The 16,034-nt window shown below is 71.3% G+C and carries 14 protein-coding genes and 1 riboswitch; of the genes, 7 read left to right on the forward strand and 7 right to left on the reverse strand.

What is annotated here, in order from left to right; all coding sequences use genetic code 11:
- Positions 1-545: 545 nt before the first annotated feature.
- Genes ACIHEI_RS27230 through ACIHEI_RS27240 form a run of 3 tightly spaced genes read right to left on the reverse strand, consistent with a single transcriptional unit; the run spans position 546 to position 3,792 of the window.
- Entirely contained in the window at positions 546-1,628 is a 1,083-nt protein-coding gene (locus ACIHEI_RS27230; protein ID WP_387645944.1) for a threonine aldolase family protein, read from the reverse strand.
- Complete coding sequence (locus tag ACIHEI_RS27235) at positions 1,625-2,395, reverse strand: SDR family NAD(P)-dependent oxidoreductase (protein WP_387645033.1); 771 nt, start codon at positions 2,393-2,395, stop codon at positions 1,625-1,627. Before ACIHEI_RS27235 ends, ACIHEI_RS27230 begins: the two co-directional genes overlap by 4 nt.
- Positions 2,392-3,792, reverse strand: coding sequence for a DUF6421 family protein (locus ACIHEI_RS27240; protein WP_392956851.1), 1,401 nt, complete (start codon positions 3,790-3,792; stop codon positions 2,392-2,394). Before ACIHEI_RS27240 ends, ACIHEI_RS27235 begins: the two co-directional genes overlap by 4 nt.
- 359 nt (positions 3,793-4,151) lie before the next feature.
- On the opposite strand from ACIHEI_RS27240, the gene ACIHEI_RS27245 reads away from it, so the two are divergent.
- Both ACIHEI_RS27245 and ACIHEI_RS27250 read left to right on the forward strand, forming a co-directional pair.
- Positions 4,152-4,700, forward strand: a complete 549-nt coding sequence (locus ACIHEI_RS27245; RefSeq protein ID WP_396608456.1) for a DUF5134 domain-containing protein — start codon at positions 4,152-4,154, stop codon at positions 4,698-4,700.
- 173 nt (positions 4,701-4,873) lie between these two features.
- Entirely contained in the window at positions 4,874-5,821 is a 948-nt protein-coding gene (locus tag ACIHEI_RS27250) for a M56 family metallopeptidase (RefSeq protein ID WP_387645040.1), read from the forward strand.
- 37 nt (positions 5,822-5,858) lie between these two features.
- Here ACIHEI_RS27250 and ACIHEI_RS27255 read toward each other — a convergent pair whose 3' ends face one another.
- A complete protein-coding gene (locus ACIHEI_RS27255; protein ID WP_392956848.1) occupies positions 5,859-6,272 on the reverse strand; it encodes a MarR family winged helix-turn-helix transcriptional regulator in 414 nt (137 codons plus the stop codon).
- Between the two features lie 88 nt (positions 6,273-6,360).
- Here ACIHEI_RS27255 and ACIHEI_RS27260 point away from each other — a divergent pair, with 88 nt between their 5' ends.
- Positions 6,361-7,833, forward strand: coding sequence for an MFS transporter (locus tag ACIHEI_RS27260; protein WP_396608457.1), 1,473 nt, complete (start codon positions 6,361-6,363; stop codon positions 7,831-7,833).
- Between the two features lie 247 nt (positions 7,834-8,080).
- On the opposite strand, the gene ACIHEI_RS27265 is transcribed toward ACIHEI_RS27260, so the two are convergent.
- Entirely contained in the window at positions 8,081-8,947 is an 867-nt protein-coding gene (locus tag ACIHEI_RS27265) for a helix-turn-helix domain-containing protein (protein ID WP_396608458.1), read from the reverse strand.
- Positions 8,948-9,365: 418 nt separating this feature from the next.
- Between ACIHEI_RS27265 and ACIHEI_RS27270 the strand changes: the two genes are divergently transcribed.
- A complete protein-coding gene (locus tag ACIHEI_RS27270) occupies positions 9,366-9,890 on the forward strand; it encodes an ATP-binding protein (RefSeq protein ID WP_387645051.1) in 525 nt (174 codons plus the stop codon).
- A 147-nt stretch (positions 9,891-10,037) separates the two neighbouring features.
- Here the strand turns inward: ACIHEI_RS27270 and ACIHEI_RS27275 are convergent, their stop codons facing one another.
- A complete protein-coding gene (locus ACIHEI_RS27275; protein ID WP_387645053.1) occupies positions 10,038-10,274 on the reverse strand; it encodes a DUF397 domain-containing protein in 237 nt (78 codons plus the stop codon).
- Between the two features lie 349 nt (positions 10,275-10,623).
- Here ACIHEI_RS27275 and ACIHEI_RS27280 point away from each other — a divergent pair, with 349 nt between their 5' ends.
- Positions 10,624-11,520: a hypothetical protein gene (locus tag ACIHEI_RS27280; RefSeq protein ID WP_387645056.1), complete on the forward strand. Its 897-nt coding sequence runs from the start codon at positions 10,624-10,626 to the stop codon at positions 11,518-11,520.
- A 126-nt stretch (positions 11,521-11,646) separates the two neighbouring features.
- Here the strand turns inward: ACIHEI_RS27280 and ACIHEI_RS27285 are convergent, their stop codons facing one another.
- Positions 11,647-13,653 carry a hypothetical protein gene (locus ACIHEI_RS27285; protein WP_396608459.1) on the reverse strand — a complete coding sequence of 669 codons (2,007 nt, stop codon included), beginning with the start codon at positions 13,651-13,653 and terminating at the stop codon, positions 11,647-11,649.
- A gap of 497 nt (positions 13,654-14,150) precedes the next feature.
- Positions 14,151-14,327: riboswitch (cyclic di-AMP (ydaO/yuaA leader) on the forward strand.
- 5 nt (positions 14,328-14,332) lie between these two features.
- Here ACIHEI_RS27285 and ACIHEI_RS27290 point away from each other — a divergent pair.
- Both ACIHEI_RS27290 and ACIHEI_RS27295 read left to right on the forward strand, forming a co-directional pair.
- Complete coding sequence (locus ACIHEI_RS27290) at positions 14,333-15,550, forward strand: transglycosylase family protein (RefSeq protein WP_396608460.1); 1,218 nt, start codon at positions 14,333-14,335, stop codon at positions 15,548-15,550.
- A 192-nt stretch (positions 15,551-15,742) separates the two neighbouring features.
- Positions 15,743-15,943: a hypothetical protein gene (locus tag ACIHEI_RS27295; RefSeq protein ID WP_392956841.1), complete on the forward strand. Its 201-nt coding sequence runs from the start codon at positions 15,743-15,745 to the stop codon at positions 15,941-15,943.
- The last annotated feature ends 91 nt before the right edge of the window (positions 15,944-16,034 follow it).

Genomic DNA, 16,034 nt, shown 5'->3' on the forward strand with positions numbered 1-16,034 from the left:
GATGTCAACATATCTGGCGTTGACTTTTGGCACGCTGTTGAGTTCTCAAGGAACGGACACTTCCTTCAGGCGGCCTTCCGACCGACCCTCCGGGCGCTTCGTTCTTTCGTGTTTCCAGCTTATCAGATGTTTTCCGCTCCGTTTTCCGGAGTTTCATTCGATCTGACTCGCTTTCGTCTTCCCGACCTGACGGCCCGTCCGACGTTTCAAACTCTAGCCGATCCCCGCTCCGAAAAGCGAATCCGCCGCAATCTCCGAAAACGCGCACAGCAAATACGAACGGAGACGCGAAAAGGACGCGACCCGTCACGGATCAACTGGGTGGTTCTCAGGGATTGGCCGCCCCGGGACCGTCCACACAGATTGCGTGTCCGGTGCTCCCTGCCGAGCGACCAGTGAACACTACGCCGGATCCGCCCCAGGCGCAAACACCTGCCCGCCTCCTCCGACGCCACCGTCGCCGGCCCCACCGCGGAGACGCCGACGGCCGACCCGGAAGTTGCCTTCCGAACCGGCCGTCGCGCAGAACAAGCAGAGCAGAGCCGTCAGCCCTGACGCCCCATCTCCTCCGCGATCGCGGCGGCGAAGGCGTCGATGTCGGCCTCGGTGGTGTCGAAGGCGGCCATCCAGCGGACCTCGCCGGTGTGCTCGTCCCAGAAGTAGAAGCGGTAGTGCTTCTGGAGGCGCTCGCTGACCTCGCGCGGGAGCAGCGCGAAGACGGCGTTGGCCTGGACGGGGCGGACGACGGTGACGCCGGGGATCTCGCGGACGGCGGCTTCCAGGCGGAGCGCCATCGCGTTGGCGTGGCCGGCGTTGCGGAGCCAGAGGTCGCCGGTGAGGAGGGCCTCGAACTGGACCGAGACGAAGCGCATCTTCGACGCGAGCTGCATCGACATCTTGCGCAGGTACTTGAGGTCGCGGACCTTCTCGGGGTTGAGGACGACCACGACCTCGCCGAGCAGCAGGCCGTTCTTGGTGCCGCCGAAGGAGAGCACATCGACGCCGGCGTCGGTGGTGAACTCGCGGAACGGGACGCCGAGGGAGGCGGCGGCGTTGGCGAGCCGGGAGCCGTCCATGTGGACGAGCATGCCGCGTTCGTGGGCGTGCTCGCAGATCGCGCGGACCTCGTCGACCGTGTAGAGGGTGCCGAGTTCGGTGGACTGCGTGATGGAGACGGCGAGCGGCTGGGCGCGGTGCTCGTCGCCCCAGCCCCAGGCCTGCTGGTCGATCAGCTCGGGGGTGAGCTTGCCGTCGGGGGTGGGGACGGTGTGGATCTTGATGCCGGCGATCTTCTCCGGCGCGCCGCACTCGTCGACGTTGATGTGCGCGCTGGCGGCGGCGATCACCGCGCCCCAGCGCGGCAGCAGGGCCTGGAGCGCGACCACGTTGGCGCCGGTGCCGTTGAAGACGGGGAACGCCTCGGCCCGGTCACCGAAGTGGCGGCGGAAGACGGTCTGCAGGTGCTCGGTGTACTGGTCCTCGCCGTAGGCGACCTGGTGGCCGTCGTTGGCCAGGGCTATCGCGGCGAGGATCTCGGGGTGGACGCCGGCGTAGTTGTCGCTGGCGAAGCCGCGCACGGCGGGGTCGTGGTGCCGCACCGCGTCGGTCGGGCCGAACGGGGTGGTCATCGGGCTGTCAGCCACAGGTGCTGTCCATTCAGTTCTGCTGCGGGGCGGTCCCAGAGGCTCGCCATGTTTGCGGCCAGGTCGGCGGTGTCGGTGAAGCCGGCGAACTTGGCGTCCGGCTTCTCGGCACGCATCTCAGGGCTGACCAAGGCCTTGATGACCAGGATGGCAGCTGCGGCGGTGGGGGTTCCGTCCTCGGCGGTGGTCTCCTTCACGAAGGAGTGCGCCATGGCGAGGGTCCAGGCCTCGGTGGCGGCCTTGGCGGCGGCGTACGCGGCGCCTCCGCCGGTGGGCTTGTGCGCGGCGGCGGCCGAGACCATGGCGTAGCGGCCGGCGGGGCTGCGCAGCAGAGCGGGCTGGAACGCCAGCGAGGTGTGCTGGAGGGTGCGCACGACGGTGTCGTGCAGGAAGTCCCAGTCGTCTATCCGGGTCTCGAAGAAGCTCTTGCTGCCGCGCCAGCCGCCGACCAGGTGGATCAGGCCGTCGACGTGGCCGTGCTCGGCTTCGAGGTGGTCGGCCCAGTCGTGGACCTCCTGCGGGTCGAGCAGGTCGATGACCTGCCCGGTGACCTTCGCTCCGGGGACGGCGGTGCGGATGCCGTCGATGGCCTTGTCGAGGCGCTGCTGGTCGATGTCGGCGCCGATCACGGTGGCACCGTCGGCGGCGAGCCGGCGCAGCGTGGCCTGGCCGGCGGGGCCGCTGGCTCCGGCGACGGCGATGACCTTGCCGGCCAGCGGGCGGCCGTTGTCGGTGCTGGGTGCGGTGGTCACGCGGCGATCTCCTCGACGTCGGCGCTGGTGATGCCCTTGGTGTCGGCGATGACCCGGCTGAGCTTCTTGGCCAGGGCCTCGTAGAACATGCTGAGCGGGAACTCGTCGGGGTGGACGGCGTCGCACAGCGCCTTGCGCAGTGCCTTGTCGTCGCCGAGGTCGAGCGGGAGCGCCTCCGGGCCCTTGGCCCAGGTGGAGGCGGGGTGGGGGGTGAGGTACTTGGAGACCAGCTGGTAGGCCGCGATCCAGTGGGCGGTCTTGGGGCGGTCGATGCCCTCGCGGTAGAGGGTCTCGATCTCGGCGCAGAGCTGGTTGGTGACGTCGGCGACGCGCGACCAGTCGATGGTGAGGCGGTTGTCGCGCCAGCGCAGCGCGTCGTGCTTGTGCAGGTAGGCGAAGAGCAGCTGGCCGCCCATGCCGTCGTAGTTGCGGACGCGGTCGCCGGTGACCGGGAAGCGGAACATCCGGTCGAACAGGACGGCGTACTGGACGTCGCGGCCCTGGGTGTAGCCCTCGGCCTCCAGCTTGACCGACTCCTTGAAGGTGTTCAGGTCGCAGCGGAGCTCTTCGAGGCCGTACATCCAGAACGGGCTGCGCTGCTTGATCATGAACGGGTCGAAGGGCAGGTCGCCGTGGCTGTGGGTGCGGTCGTGGACCAGGTCCCACAGGACGAAGGTCTGCTGGGTGCGGTCCTGGTCCTGCAGCAGGCTCTCGGCGTCGGCCGGGATCTCGAGGCCGAGCTGGCGGACGGCGCTGGTGGAGACGGTGCGGAAGCGGGCGGCCTCGCGGTCGCAGAAGATGCCGCCCCAGGTGAAGCGCGACGGCGCCTCGCGGACGGCCACCGTCTCGGGGAACAGCACCGCGGAGTTGGTGTCGTAGCCGGCGGTGAAGTCGTCGAAGGTGATGCCGAGGTAGCCGGGGTTGTCGAAGCGGGTGCGCTCCAGTTCGGCGATCCACTCGGGCCAGACGACCTTCAGCAGGACGGCTTCCAGGTTCCGGTCCGGGTTGCCGTTCTGGGTGTACATCGGGAAGACCACCAGGTGACCGATCCCGTCGACACGGTGCTCCTCGGGGCGGAACGCCAGCAGCGAGTCCAGGAAGTCGGGCTCCCGGTAGCCGGTGTCGGCCCACTTGCCGAGGTCGGCCCGGACGGCGGCGAGGTACTCGGCGTCGTGCGGGAAGTACGGGGCGAGCTCGGCGACGGCGGCCTGCACGGTCTCGACCAGCGGGTCGACGGTGGGGCGCGGCACGGCGGCGAGGTCGATCGAGCCGTCCTTGGACTGCAGGGGCCGGAGGGCCTCGACAGCGTCCTTGAGGCGCAGCCAGGCCGGGTGCGCGGCGAGGTCGGCGGTGGGGGCGTCACCCGCAGCCGCGAGAGTCGGCGAAAGATTCTGCATCTCAGGCTCACTTCGACAGGAGTTATTTCGACAAGACCACGTTAAACGCGAAAGGTCTTCCGGCTCAAGAGCAAGTTGACGGCGGACACTCCGGTTCGTAGCGCGATCGGCTCCGCTCCCTGACGTGATGGATGAAACGGACAGATCCGGCGTCGCTTCCGGTACGCCCGACCCTGCCCCTCCCCCGAACGGACCGCCACCGGGGACCACCAGTCCGTCACCACGGCCCGCGGCGGGAGCCGCTCGCACGCCCGGCGCGGGCCCGGCCGAGCCTCGGTGCGCCCCCGTTCACGCCCTGCTGCGCCCGGTCGGGGTCGGTGATCGTGGGGTGGGCGCACATCCGGCCGGAGGGGGACGCGATGCACGGTCCGGCGCTGGTGAACTGGCTGCTGGCCGCGTTGGCCACGGGAAGCGGCGGCTACTGCGGGTGGCGGGTGCGGCAAGGACGGAAGGACGCGTCCTGCGGGGGCGACCGGCCGGCCCGCCGGGAGTCGGACCTGCTGGAGGCCGCGATGGGTTTGGGCATGGCCGGGATGGCGCTGCTGCCGGGCGTGGCCTGGGGCTGGCCGTACGCACTGCTGGCCGCGGCACTGCTGGTGGGCGCGCTGGCCGGACGCGGGGCGGGGCTGCGGGCGCACCGGCTGCACCACGGGATCGGCGCGCTGGCGATGGCGTACATGGCGCTGGCGATGACGGCCGGCGCACCGGGCGGGCACGCCGGCCACCACGGGGAGCCGGCCGGGCTGCCGATGGTGACGGGGCTGCTGCTGGTGTACTTCGGCGGGTACGCGCTGTGGGAGGGCAGCCGGGTGATCGCGGCGGACGGCGCGACGGTGGCGGCGCCGCTGCCGCGGGCCTGCCGGGCCGCGATGGGGATCGGGATGTTCGCGATGCTGCTGACCATGTGAAGCACCGCCATTTTTGGCTCCGCCCCGAGTGGCTGACGGGGCGTCCGAAACCCTGTGGCGACGTGGTGTTGGTCACTGGAGGCACCCGGCCGTTCCCCGTGGGCGTGAGGCGGCATAGGTTGGGGGGCAGGCGCACCGCCGCGCCTCGAATCCCGCCTCGGGGAGCCCCTGCCATGACGGCACTGCTGAGCCTGCTCCTGCTCGGACTGCTGCTCGCCACCGTGGCGCCGAGCCGCCTGGCCCGGGCCCGCTGGCCCGAGCGAGAACCGGTGCTGGCCCTGCTGGTGTGGCAGATGCTGGTGGTCGCGGTGCTGTTGTGCTGCGGGCTGAGCCTGCTGCTGGCGAGTGCGGCCGCTCTTCCGGCCTGGCGGGACGTGGTCTTCTCGGGCGCCCCGGACGGAGTGGTGGAGGCGTACGGCCTGGCGGGCCGCGAGGGTTGGGGCCGGCTGTCGGCGGCGGTGCTGGCGGCGGGCGGGGTGTGGACGGCGCTGTCGCTGGCCCGGGAGATCCGTTCGGCGCGCGCGGAGCGCGGCCACCGTCACACCCAACTGGCGCGGCGGGCCCCGGAGTTGCCGGCCTCGCTGCTGCCGCGCCGGCGGGCGGCCAAGGAGCCGCTGGTGGTGCTGGAGAACGTCCGGCCGCAGGCCTGGTCGCTGCCCGGACCGCGGGCCCGGCTGGTGGTGACCACGGGGGCGTTGCAGCAGCTGTCGGACCGGGAACTGGCGGCAGTGCTGAGCCACGAGCGGGGCCATGTCCGGGCCCGGCACCACTGGTTGGCGCAGTGCGCGCAGGCGCTGGCGACGGGCTTTCCGGGGGTGGGGGTGTTCTCCGAGTTCCGCGACCAGGTGGCGGTGCTGGCGGAACTGGCGGCGGACGACCGGGCCGCCCGCCGGCACGGGCGGGTGACCACCGCGCTGGCACTGGCGGAGCTGAATAGTGAGGTGTTCGCGTCCTGCCCGCCGCGGCAGCTGGCGCAGTCCCCCGCCCGGGTGGACCGGCTGCTGCTGGGCGAGCCCCGGCTCCCGCGCCGGGCCCGGCTGGGCTGGACGCTGGCGGCGCTGGCCGCTCCCGTGGCGGCGGCGCTGATCGCGGCCGCACCGGGGCTGTCGACGCTGCTCTGAGCGTCCGTCGCCCCGCCGGCCCGTCGCCCCGCCGGCCTTACTGGCCGAGCGTCTCGGCGAGGATCCGGCGGTGCACGGGGCGGGCCTTGCGGTAGCGCTCGCGGCCCTCGTCGGTGAGCGTGATGAAGATGCCGCGGCGGTCGTCCGCGCACATCGAGCGCTGCACCAGGCCGGACTTCTCCATCCGGGCGACCAGCCGGGAGAACGCGCTCTGGCTGAGGTGCACGCTGCCGGACAGCACCTGGGCGCGCGAGCCCGCCAGGTGCTCCTCCTGCTCGAACTCCCAGAGGCGCTCCAGCAGTTCGAACTCGCTGACGCCGATTCCGAAGGCCTCGCCGAGCTCACGGTCTATCGCGCAGGACGTGGCCGCATGGCTGGCCAGCACGGCGCGCCACTTCTCGGCCAGCGCCGTCTCCGCCGCAGGGTCACGATCCGGATCTAGGTCGGTCACGCCGCCACGTTAGCACATGCGTACGCATGTGTTGCAGCCGCATTAAATGCATTTGCATCCCATGCACATGCATGTAGCGTACGGTGCCATGACCGACACGCGATGGACCCCACGCCTCTGGGGCGCCCTGGTGGTGCTCTGCGCCGCCATGTTCCTGGACGCCCTCGACGTCTCGATGGTGGGCGTCGCCCTGCCCTCGATCGGCACCGACCTGCACCTCTCCGACTCCGCCCTGCAGTGGGTGGTGAGCGGCTACGTCCTGGGATACGGCGGTCTGTTGCTGCTCGGCGGCCGCGCTGCCGACCTGCTCGGCCGCCGCCGGGTGTTCCTGATAGCCCTGGCCGTATTCGCCGGCGCCTCGCTGCTCGGCGGCCTGGTCGACAGCGGCCCGCTGTTGATCGGCGCCCGCTTCCTGAAGGGCGTCAGCGCCGCGTTCACCGCCCCGGCCGGCCTCTCCATCATCACCACCACGTTCGCCGAGGGCCCGGCCCGCAACCGCGCGCTGTCCATCTACACCACCTGCTCCGCCGCCGGCTTCTCGCTCGGTCTGGTGATCAGCGGGCTGCTGACGTCGGCCGGCTGGCGGCTGACGTTCCTGATGCCCGTCCCGATCGCGCTGATCGCCCTGCTCGCCGGCATCAAGCTGCTGCCCCGGCAGCACGGCGAGCAGCGCAGCTCCGGCGGCTACGACATAGCGGGTGCGATCACCGGCACCGCCGCCGTGCTGCTGCTGGTCTTCACGGTCACCGAGGCGCAGGGCGCGGGCTGGCTGTCGCTGCGCACGATCGGCTCGCTGCTGCTGGTGGCGGCGCTGGCCGCGGCCTTCCTGCTGATCGAGTCGCGCACCGCGCACCCGCTGGTGCGGCTGGGCATATTCCGCAGCGTGGGCGTCCGCCGGGCGAATCTGACGGCGCTGACGCTGATGGGCTCCTACGCCGGCTTCCAGTTCGTGGCCACGCTGTACCTGCAGCGGCTGCTCGACTGGTCGGCCCTGGAGACGGCGCTCGGCCTGCTGCCCGGCGGCGCGATCGTCGCCCTCTCGGCCGGCTCGGTCAGCCGCCTGCTGGACAGGTTCGGCCCGGAGCGGGTGCTCCCGGTCGGCGTCGCCTCGATGGCCCTCGGCTACGCGCTCTTCCTGCGGCTGGACGAGCACAGCTCGTTCCTCGGCCTGGTGCTGCCGAGCATGCTGCTGATCGGCGCGGGCTTCGCGCTCGGCTTTCCGTCCATCAATGTGGCCGCCACCAACGGCGTGGCGGACGACGAACAGGGCCTCGCCTCGGGCCTGGTGAACACCGCGCTCCAGGTGGGCGGCGCGATCGTGCTGGCCGTCACCACCGCGGTGCTCACCGCGGGCACCGGCAGCGGCACCGACGCGCACGCCCAACTCGCCGGGTACCGGCCCGCCCTGCTGCTGGTGACGGGCACCACCACGCTCGGCCTGCTGATCGCGCTCACGGGCGCCGTACGCCGCAACGGCCGCAAGACCGCCGCCGCCGCGCCGGCCGCCGTGCCGGACTACCGGTACCGGCCGCTGGAGCAGGAGGTGCTGTCGGAGCGCTGAGCGTCATCCACCGAGATGTCGGAGCCGGCTCCACCAAACCCCCGTATTGGTGGAGCCGGAGCGCCGCCGGTTCCGAGGCCCACCGGGCAAGCCGGACGGCGGCGCAGTCACCATGGCAGCTTGCCGGGCGCCGGTCAATCCGCTCGACCGCGCCGATACCGAACTGCGGCCCGGACTCCCGTGCGAGGCCCGGACACTGACGATTCGTCAGCCACCCGAGCCCGCCGGGCACCGCGAACCCCTGCCGTCACTGGCTCTTGAGGATGCCCTGGAGCAGCTCGAGGGTCTGCTGCGGGGTCAGACTGTCCACGCAGAGCCGCTCCATGACCTGCACGTACTCGTCCACGTCGTCGCGCTTGTCCAGGTACAGCGCGCTGGTGAGCTGCTCCAGGTAGACCACGTCCGGCAGGTCCTGCTCGGGGAAGCGCAGCACCGAGAAGGCGCCGCTCTCACCGGCGTGCGCGCCGAACCGGAAGGGCATCACCTGGAGCACCACGCTGGGGAGTTCGGCCAACTCCACCAGGTGCTCCAGCTGGGCGCGCATCACCTCGGGGCCGCCGACCGGGCGGCGCAGCGCGGCCTCGTCGATGACGGCCCACAGCTTGGGCCCGCGGCCCTCGGTGAGCAGCTTCTGCCGCCGGGCGCGCAGCGCGACCCGGCGTTCGATCTCGTCGTCGGCGAGCACGGGCCGGTTCTGCGCGAAGATCGCCCGGGCGTACTCGTCGCACTGGAGCAGGCCGGGAATGAACTGCACCTCGTAGGTGCGGATCAGCGCGGCGGCCTCCTCCAACCCCATGTAGGTCTGGAACCAGTTCGGCAGCACATCGTTGTAACTGTGCCACCAGCCGGACTTGTTGGCCTCGCGGACCAGGGCGAGCAGGGTCTCCCGCTCGGCGCCGCCGCCCAGGCCGTAGAGGCTGAGCAGGTCGGCGACGTCACGCTCCTTGAAGGAGACCCGGCCGAGTTCCATCCGACTGATCTTGGACTCCGAGGCGCGGATCGCGTAGCCGGCGTCCTCCCGGCTGATCGCGCAGCCCTCACGGAGCCGACGGAGCTGGGAGCCGAGGAGGATGCGGCGCACCATCGAGCCCCCACCGGGCTGCACTGTGGTCATCTGACCAAACCTCCATTGGGAAAGACCAGTTGCACAGTCTGCCATCACTTGGACGCACTGAGTGCCGGTAGTGGTGCGCAGGGCTACCGCTTCTGACACGCAGACACCATCTTGCACGTGCATCCGGTGCATGCATATGCCAATCGCACGACTGCACGTGAATCGACTCTTGCATCTGCCGTAAGCACAGAGGAGCATGGTGCACGTGCACTTGCACGCCCTTGGCAACCCCGCGGGCTCCGCGTCGACAGCTAGCGCGATTCCGCACACCCGTCCCGGCAACGCCCGTGCGTCGCTGGGTACTTGCGTGTGCGCGCAGTGGTCGGACGCGGCGGCAGAGCGGCCGAGCGAGTCGGAGGTGACCGGCATGACCCCGATGGGTCCCGCCGTGTCCGCCCCCTTATGGGAGGAGCTCTTCATGAGCACCGGTACCGCCCTGGCAACCGACCCGCATGTGGTCAGCTGCACGCTCGCTCCCCGGTTCGAAGCCGTGCGCACCGCGCGGGAGTTCGCCCGGATCACCCTCGACACCTGGGGCCTCGGCGAGCTCTTCGACGATGTGGCCCTGGTGGCTTCCGAGTTGGTGACCAACGCGCTCCGGCACGCACTCGGCCAGCGCGAGCCGTCCCGCGTCCCGGCCCAGACCACTCCGCAACTGGCCGTCGGCTCACTGCCGATCCGGATCAGCCTGGTGCACCGGGCCCCGCAGGTGGTGTGCGCGGTGAGCGACCCGTCCAGCTCCGGCCCGATCGCCCGCGAGGCCGACTTCGTGGCGGAGTCCGGTCGCGGCCTGCACCTGGTCGACTCCTTCTCCCACTCCTGGGGCTGGCACCCGCTGGCGGGCGCGGGCAAGGTCGTGTGGGCGCTGTTCGACGCCCCCGCGCCGGCGCTCGCCGCCGAACCCCCGTTGCCGAACCTCGGCCGTCACCGCCGCTCCGCCTGACGCCCCGCACCCCTTCTTCTCCGGCCGAACCGGCCGCCGCCTTCCCGACTTGGGCCGTCCGGCCCGTCCGGTCCAAAAAAACATTGAAGGCCGTCGCGGGATCTCCCACGACGGCCCGTCTGTGCGGCCACCGACACACCGTCAGGGCTAGTTGCCCAGGTGGTCGAACTCCCCGTCCTTCACGCCGAGCAGCATCGCGTCGATCTCCGCCCGGGTGTAGACCAGCGCCGGCCCGTCGGGGAAGCGCGAGTTGCGCATCGCGACGTCGCCGTTCGGCAGCGCGGCGAACTCGACGCAGTTGCCCTTCGAGTTGCTGTAGCCGCTCTTCTGCCAGACCACGCCCTCGAGGTCCGTCGCCGCCATGCCGTTGTACGCCTCACCCATTGTTTTCTCCCCAGACCCTGGCGAATGCCTCACTTGACGTGATGATAGCCCGGCTGCACGTGCATCAGCATGGGAAATTTCCCGTGCAGAAGAACGTGCCAATGCCGTCACCAACCCTTCACGACCCAGCAATTGACGGTGCGTAAGCGGACACAGCAGGGCGAATCGCCAACTTCGCCATGACCGTCCGCACACAGCCGTCAGCGCGTTGTCGATCACCCACCACCCGCCCCGCGCCTCACAGCCAGTCACAACTGCCGCTGTGATGACCGTCACTTCCTGGCGGAAAGCCGCCCACTCCCGGTATCCGGCTGCAAGGCACGCTGGGCAATGTCCTACGATTCGGCGCATGAGCACCGCAGCCATCCCGGGCGCGCCACTGCCCGTCCGTACGCCAGGCTCCCGTGCGCGGGGGCGCCACCGCCGTCCCGAGCGCCCCGAGATCATGGCCGGTTCGCCTGCCCTGGTGCTGGCGGTTCCGGCCGTCGCCGGGCCGGAGACCCGTCCGGTCGTCGAGGAGCTGCTGTCCGTCGTGCGCGGCGACCAGCCGGGCATCGAGGTGACGGCCGCTTACCTGGGCGGCGAGGACGCCCAGACGGTGGCCGATCTGCTGAACGCGGCCGCCGAGGCCGGCCAGCCGGCACCGGTCGTGGTGCCGCTGGTTCCGGGGCCGCACGAGTTCCTGCCGGAGCTGCACAAGTCGGCCGCCGAGACCGGCGCCCAGGTGCTGGACCCGCTGGGCCCGCACCCGCTGCTGGCCGAGGCCGTGCACGTGCGCCTGTCCGAGGCGGACCTGGCCCGCGCCGACCGCGCCCGCCTGTTCGCGATCGCCACCGCCGCCGACGGCGTGGTGCTGACCACCACCGGTGGCGAGGAGGCCGCGTCCGCGGCCGGCATCACCGGTGTGCTGCTGGCCGCCCGGCTCGCCGTGCCCGTGGTCGCGGCCGCGCTGGACGTGCCCGGTTCGGTCGCCGCGGCCGTCGAGCACCTGAAGTCGACCGGCTGCGGGCGCCCCGCGCTGGCCCCGCTGGTGATCGGCCCGGAGGCCGACCCGGAGCTGCTGGCCGCGGCCGCCGAGGAGACCGGCTGCCCGAGCGCCGCCCCGATCGGTGCCTACCCGACGGTGGCTCAGCTGATCGCCTCCAGCTACCTGGCGGCGCTCCCCGAGCCCACCGCGGAGCAGTTGGAGGCCGCCGAGGCCGCCGCCGAGCAGCGCACCACGCCGGGGGCGCACGCGGCGCGCTGACGCGCCGTCCGAGGACCGCGACGGGCGGGAGCAGCGCATCGACGCGTTCCCGCCCGTCGCGCTTTTGCCCTGCGCGCGGGCATCAAGCCTGCCGCAGGCAGTCGCGCTTCGCCGTGCCCACGGCGATCAGCCGGTGACGCGCCCCGTTCGCGGCGCGCCGTCGGTGAACTTCAGCACGGGCAGCTCCACCTGCCGCGGCGGCGTGGGCGCGCCAGCGGGGCTGGTGGCGGCGTTCCACGGGCCGGCGGCGAGTCCGGGGCCGGCTTTGCCGAGCGCGAGCGTCTCCGACTGCCCGGCCTTGCGGAACAGGATCTGCTTGGGCGCGGGCGCGTCCGGGTCGAGCCACAGCTCGGGGCCGTCGCCGAACTCGCAGTCCAGCACCGCGATGTCGTCGGGCTTCCCGTCCCCGGTGGCCCGGAACGCCACCCCGGCCTTGCGGTAGCCGATCAGCCGGCTGCGGCTCAGGGTGACGAGTTCGCCGTCGAGTTGGTGTTTGAGGGTGGCCACCGCGTAGTCGGACTTCCCGGCGGCGTCGATCAGCAGCCCGTCGAACACCGTGCCCTTGTCGCGCCCGAGCGCGTGGACGGCGATCCCGCCGGCGGCGTTGCCGTACAGCAGCGAGGCGCTGTAGGCGAAGTCGTTCAGGTAGGCGCCGTGCTCGATGCCCCAGCCGCCGTTGTGGTAGGCGGCGAACCGGCTGACGGTGTGCGGGTGTTCGGAGTTCTGCCAGACGAAGATGCCGTTCTCCAGGTTGTTGTGCGCCAGGCAGTTCTCGAACGTCCACACCCCCTCGCTCGTCTCCGGCCACTCGTACCCGGACGCCCCGGTCGCGCCCTGCACGCCGACGGCCACACAGTCCTTCGCCGAGGAGCCGGTACCCGCGCCGAGGCTGAAACCGGTCAGCCGGTAGCCGCGCGGATTCGGTTCGAACACCGTCCTGGAGGCGACGCACCCCTCGTACGCGATGTCGTCGGACGGGCCCTGCGGGGTGCGGGTGTCGATCGGGCCGTCCCACCAGTACGCGTCCTCCCAGGTGTTGTGGGAGATGCAGCCGCGGAACGTGATGCCGTGACTGTTGTGCGGCACGAACGCGTGGCTTCCGGCGTCGCGCACCACCACGCCCTCGACCACCGTGCCGCGCGAGGTGTCCAGCAGCATGTGGAAGTGCAACCCGTACCGCCCGAGCACCGGCTCACTCACGGGCTGCCCGTTCCAACTCTCCTTCCCCACCGCCCGCGGCCCGACCCGCCGCAGCACCGCATGCCGCACATCGGCCGGCCGGCTGGACGTCAGGTGGACGTGCGCCCGCCCCTGCTCGGTGCCCTCGACCCGCACGTTGCGCGTCAGGTTGAGCACCTCCGCCCCGAACACCGCCCCACCACCGAGACTCACCCGCGGGTGCGCGTGCTGCAACGACGCGGCCAGCGTGACGTTCGGGCCGTCCACCCGCTGAACCGTCACCAGGTCGTACGCATCGGAGAACCCCTCGGCATCGGGCGGCGCGGTCGGCGTGACGGCGAGCTCGTCACCCACCTGCCAACCCTCCGGCGCCACCGCCAGCTTCAGTACGGTGTCCCCCGCCTTCAGCTCGGTCGCGGCCCGCACCCACGCCGTCCGGGGCGCACCGTCCAGCCGCAGGTAGCCGCGGCCGGTGACCCACAGGCCGGTGTCGGTGTCGACGACGGCCATGCCGCCGCCCTGGAACCGCCGTTCGTCGATGCCGGGAAACCGCAAGGTATGGGTGTGCGCCGCATCGGGCGCGAGCGCCAGCACCCCGCGGACCTCGACGTTGCCCGCGCTCTCCAACGTCACCGACCGGTCCCCGGCGAACACCAGCGACCCACCCGTGTCGATCAGCAGCGACCCGACCTTGGCATCACCGTCCAGCACCACCTTGTCGGTGATCCGCACGGCACTCCCCGCCCCGGGCACCTTCCCGCCCCACCCCTCGGCATCCGACCACCGCCGCCCACCCTCGCCCACCGCCCCCGCCGCCGGCTCCGCCCCGGCCAGCGACTGCCGCAGCACCACTCCCCCACCGACCGCCGCCACCGTCCCGACCGCCAGCCAGGCCAACACCCGCCGCCGCCCCGACAACGGCCGCCGCTGCCGCGCGTTCTCCCACTGCTCCACGATGGCCGCCTCCCGAAACGCGCAGGGACTCCGAATCGTCGCGGGCAGCATAGATGGCTGTCACAACGGAAATCGGCGACTTCCGAAACAGCTAAGCATTCTGACGTAGCATCACCCATCAGTTCGACAGAAATGGGCGATGGCCGCAATTCCACGACCTGTCAGCAAAGGGTCTTCAGCGCCCGGGACAAGATGGACAGAACGCCCATAACCCCCCATCCGGTCGATCACAAACACTAACCAAGGTGAATATTTGCCCGACAGGCCACATAACCACCCAAAACGGGCACAAGATCGCCAATTTCCTGACGGAAGCCCAGGTTTGGCCGCTCGCCGTGGAGTTCGTCCGAAATTCCTTGATCGAATTTTCCGGACCCGGTGACGGCCGTCACAGGAATTTGCTAATCGTCCTTAAATCCGCTTAATCTCCTGCCCACGTTCGTGGACACACGGACCCAGCTCGCCCGGAACGCCGAATCCTGCCGCCGGGTGGGCCGGCTCATGCAATGACGCACCGCGGCAGGGGCGGGGGAACCAGGTAAGTCGCCCTGGGGCGGTCCTGACGGACCGGTCCGGGGCTTGGGGTGAAGCCGTGCGCGCCGAAAGGTGTGCGCGGCCGGGCAACTCCAGCCCGAATCCGACAGCTCACCTCGCAGGCGTGGGAGAGGAACGCTTCTTCATGCTGCCCATCAGCGCCAAGCGCGCCCGCCGTCTGATTGCCACCACTGGTGTTGTGGGCATCGGCCTCACGGTCCCCGGCCTGGCCGCGGGTACCGCCTCCGCCGCTTCGGTGGCCACCTGGGACAAGGTCGCGCAGTGCGAGTCCAGTGGCAACTGGTCGATCAACACCGGTAACGGTTTCTACGGCGGCCTGCAGTTCACCGCCTCCACCTGGGCCGCCTTCGGCGGTACCGCGTTCGCCCCGCGCGCCGACCTGGCCACCAAGGACCAGCAGATCGCCGTCGCCGAGAAGGTGCTGGCCTCCCAGGGCCCCGGTGCCTGGCCGGTGTGCTCGGTCCAGGCCGGTCTGACCAAGGGCGGCGCCGCCCCGCAGGTCGACACCTCCACGGGCTCCACCGCCGCCAAGCCGCAGGCCCAGGCCCAGGCCCCGGCCCAGCCGCAGGCGCCGAAGCAGGCCCAGCAGCCGGCCCCGCAGCAGCGCCAGGGCCAGGCCCAGAGCCGCCCGCAGGCTCAGCCGCAGGCCGACACCCAGGCCTCCGGCAGCTACACCGTCGTGGCGGGCGACTGGCTGTCCGCCATCGCCCAGCGTCAGAACGTCGAGGGCGGCTGGGAGAAGCTGTACGAGCTGAACCGCTCCGTCCTCACCGACGGCCCGGACATGATCTACCCCGGTCAGAAGCTGGCGCTCGGCAACGTCGCGGTCGCCCAGGCCCCGGCCAAGCAGTCGGCGCCGGCCAAGCAGTCCGCCCCGGCCAAGCCGAGCACCCCCGCGCCGGCCCAGCCGAGCACCCCCGCCAAGCCCGCCGCCGCCACCACGACCGCCACCACGACCGCCACCGCCGCCGTCAAGGCGACCGGCTCCAAGGCCGCGGCGATCGACTTCGCGCTGTCGAAGGTCGGCCAGCCGTACATCTACGGCGGCACCGGCAACGGCGGCTGGGACTGCTCGGGCCTGACCCAGGCCGCGTTCCGCCAGGCCGGCATCAGCCTGCCGCGCGTGGCCGCGGACCAGGCCGACTACTCGACCCGGGTCTCGCTGAACAGCCTGCAGCCGGGCGACCTGCTGTTCTGGTCGAACAACGGCTCCAACTCGGGCGTCTATCACGTGGCGATCTACATCGGCGACGGCAAGTACGTCGAGGCCGCCAACCCGAAGTCCGGCGTGAAGACCGAGACCATCGCCAACTGGGCGCCGGACTTCGCCGGTCGGGTCTGAACCGCCTGACACCACACGCACCGCGCACACCACGCGCACGCGCACGAGGTGACCGCACCGCGGACACCGCTGCCCTCGGGGACCCTGGTCGGCTCCGGGGGCAGCGGCCTATCCTCAGCCGAGACCGAAGGCCGAACGCCGAACGCCGAAGGCCGAACGCCGGAAGCGGTCCCAAGCCCCTGGAGCGGTGCGATGGCGAAGGTGACGATCACGCTGGACGCGGACCTCGCACTGGAGGCGATGATGCGCCTCGGAGTGAGCAGCCCGCAGGACGCGGTGGAGCTGCTGGTGCGCGACTACCTGTCCACCGGCCGTCGCACCCAGGCCCGCACCGGCGGCAGCCGGGACGGCGAGCGCTTCACCGGCCCGGCCCCGGCCGTCGAAGAGGGCTGAACGCAGCGGCCGAAGCGAGCCCAACACCCGTTACTGTCAAGGAACTTACCGTCTAGTAAGTTCGCGGCGGAGTCCCTACCCTGGGCGAACC

Source organism: Kitasatospora sp. NPDC051984 (genome assembly GCF_044593455.1).
Taxonomy (GTDB): domain Bacteria; phylum Actinomycetota; class Actinomycetes; order Streptomycetales; family Streptomycetaceae; genus Kitasatospora.

Coding starts and splice junctions, on each gene's coding strand:
- ACIHEI_RS27280 (WP_387645056.1), top strand. CDS start 10,624: ATGAGCACCGCAGCCATCCCGGGCGCGCCACTGCCCGTCCGTACGCCA.
- ACIHEI_RS27275 (WP_387645053.1), bottom strand. CDS start 10,274: ATGGGTGAGGCGTACAACGGCATGGCGGCGACGGACCTCGAGGGCGTG.
- ACIHEI_RS27295 (WP_392956841.1), top strand. CDS start 15,743: ATGGCGAAGGTGACGATCACGCTGGACGCGGACCTCGCACTGGAGGCG.
- ACIHEI_RS27270 (WP_387645051.1), top strand. CDS start 9,366: ATGAGCACCGGTACCGCCCTGGCAACCGACCCGCATGTGGTCAGCTGC.
- ACIHEI_RS27265 (WP_396608458.1), bottom strand. CDS start 8,947: ATGACCACAGTGCAGCCCGGTGGGGGCTCGATGGTGCGCCGCATCCTC.
- ACIHEI_RS27230 (WP_387645944.1), bottom strand. CDS start 1,628: ATGACCACCCCGTTCGGCCCGACCGACGCGGTGCGGCACCACGACCCC.
- ACIHEI_RS27260 (WP_396608457.1), top strand. CDS start 6,361: ATGACCGACACGCGATGGACCCCACGCCTCTGGGGCGCCCTGGTGGTG.
- ACIHEI_RS27240 (WP_392956851.1), bottom strand. CDS start 3,792: ATGCAGAATCTTTCGCCGACTCTCGCGGCTGCGGGTGACGCCCCCACC.
- ACIHEI_RS27250 (WP_387645040.1), top strand. CDS start 4,874: ATGACGGCACTGCTGAGCCTGCTCCTGCTCGGACTGCTGCTCGCCACC.
- ACIHEI_RS27290 (WP_396608460.1), top strand. CDS start 14,333: ATGCTGCCCATCAGCGCCAAGCGCGCCCGCCGTCTGATTGCCACCACT.
- ACIHEI_RS27245 (WP_396608456.1), top strand. CDS start 4,152: ATGCACGGTCCGGCGCTGGTGAACTGGCTGCTGGCCGCGTTGGCCACG.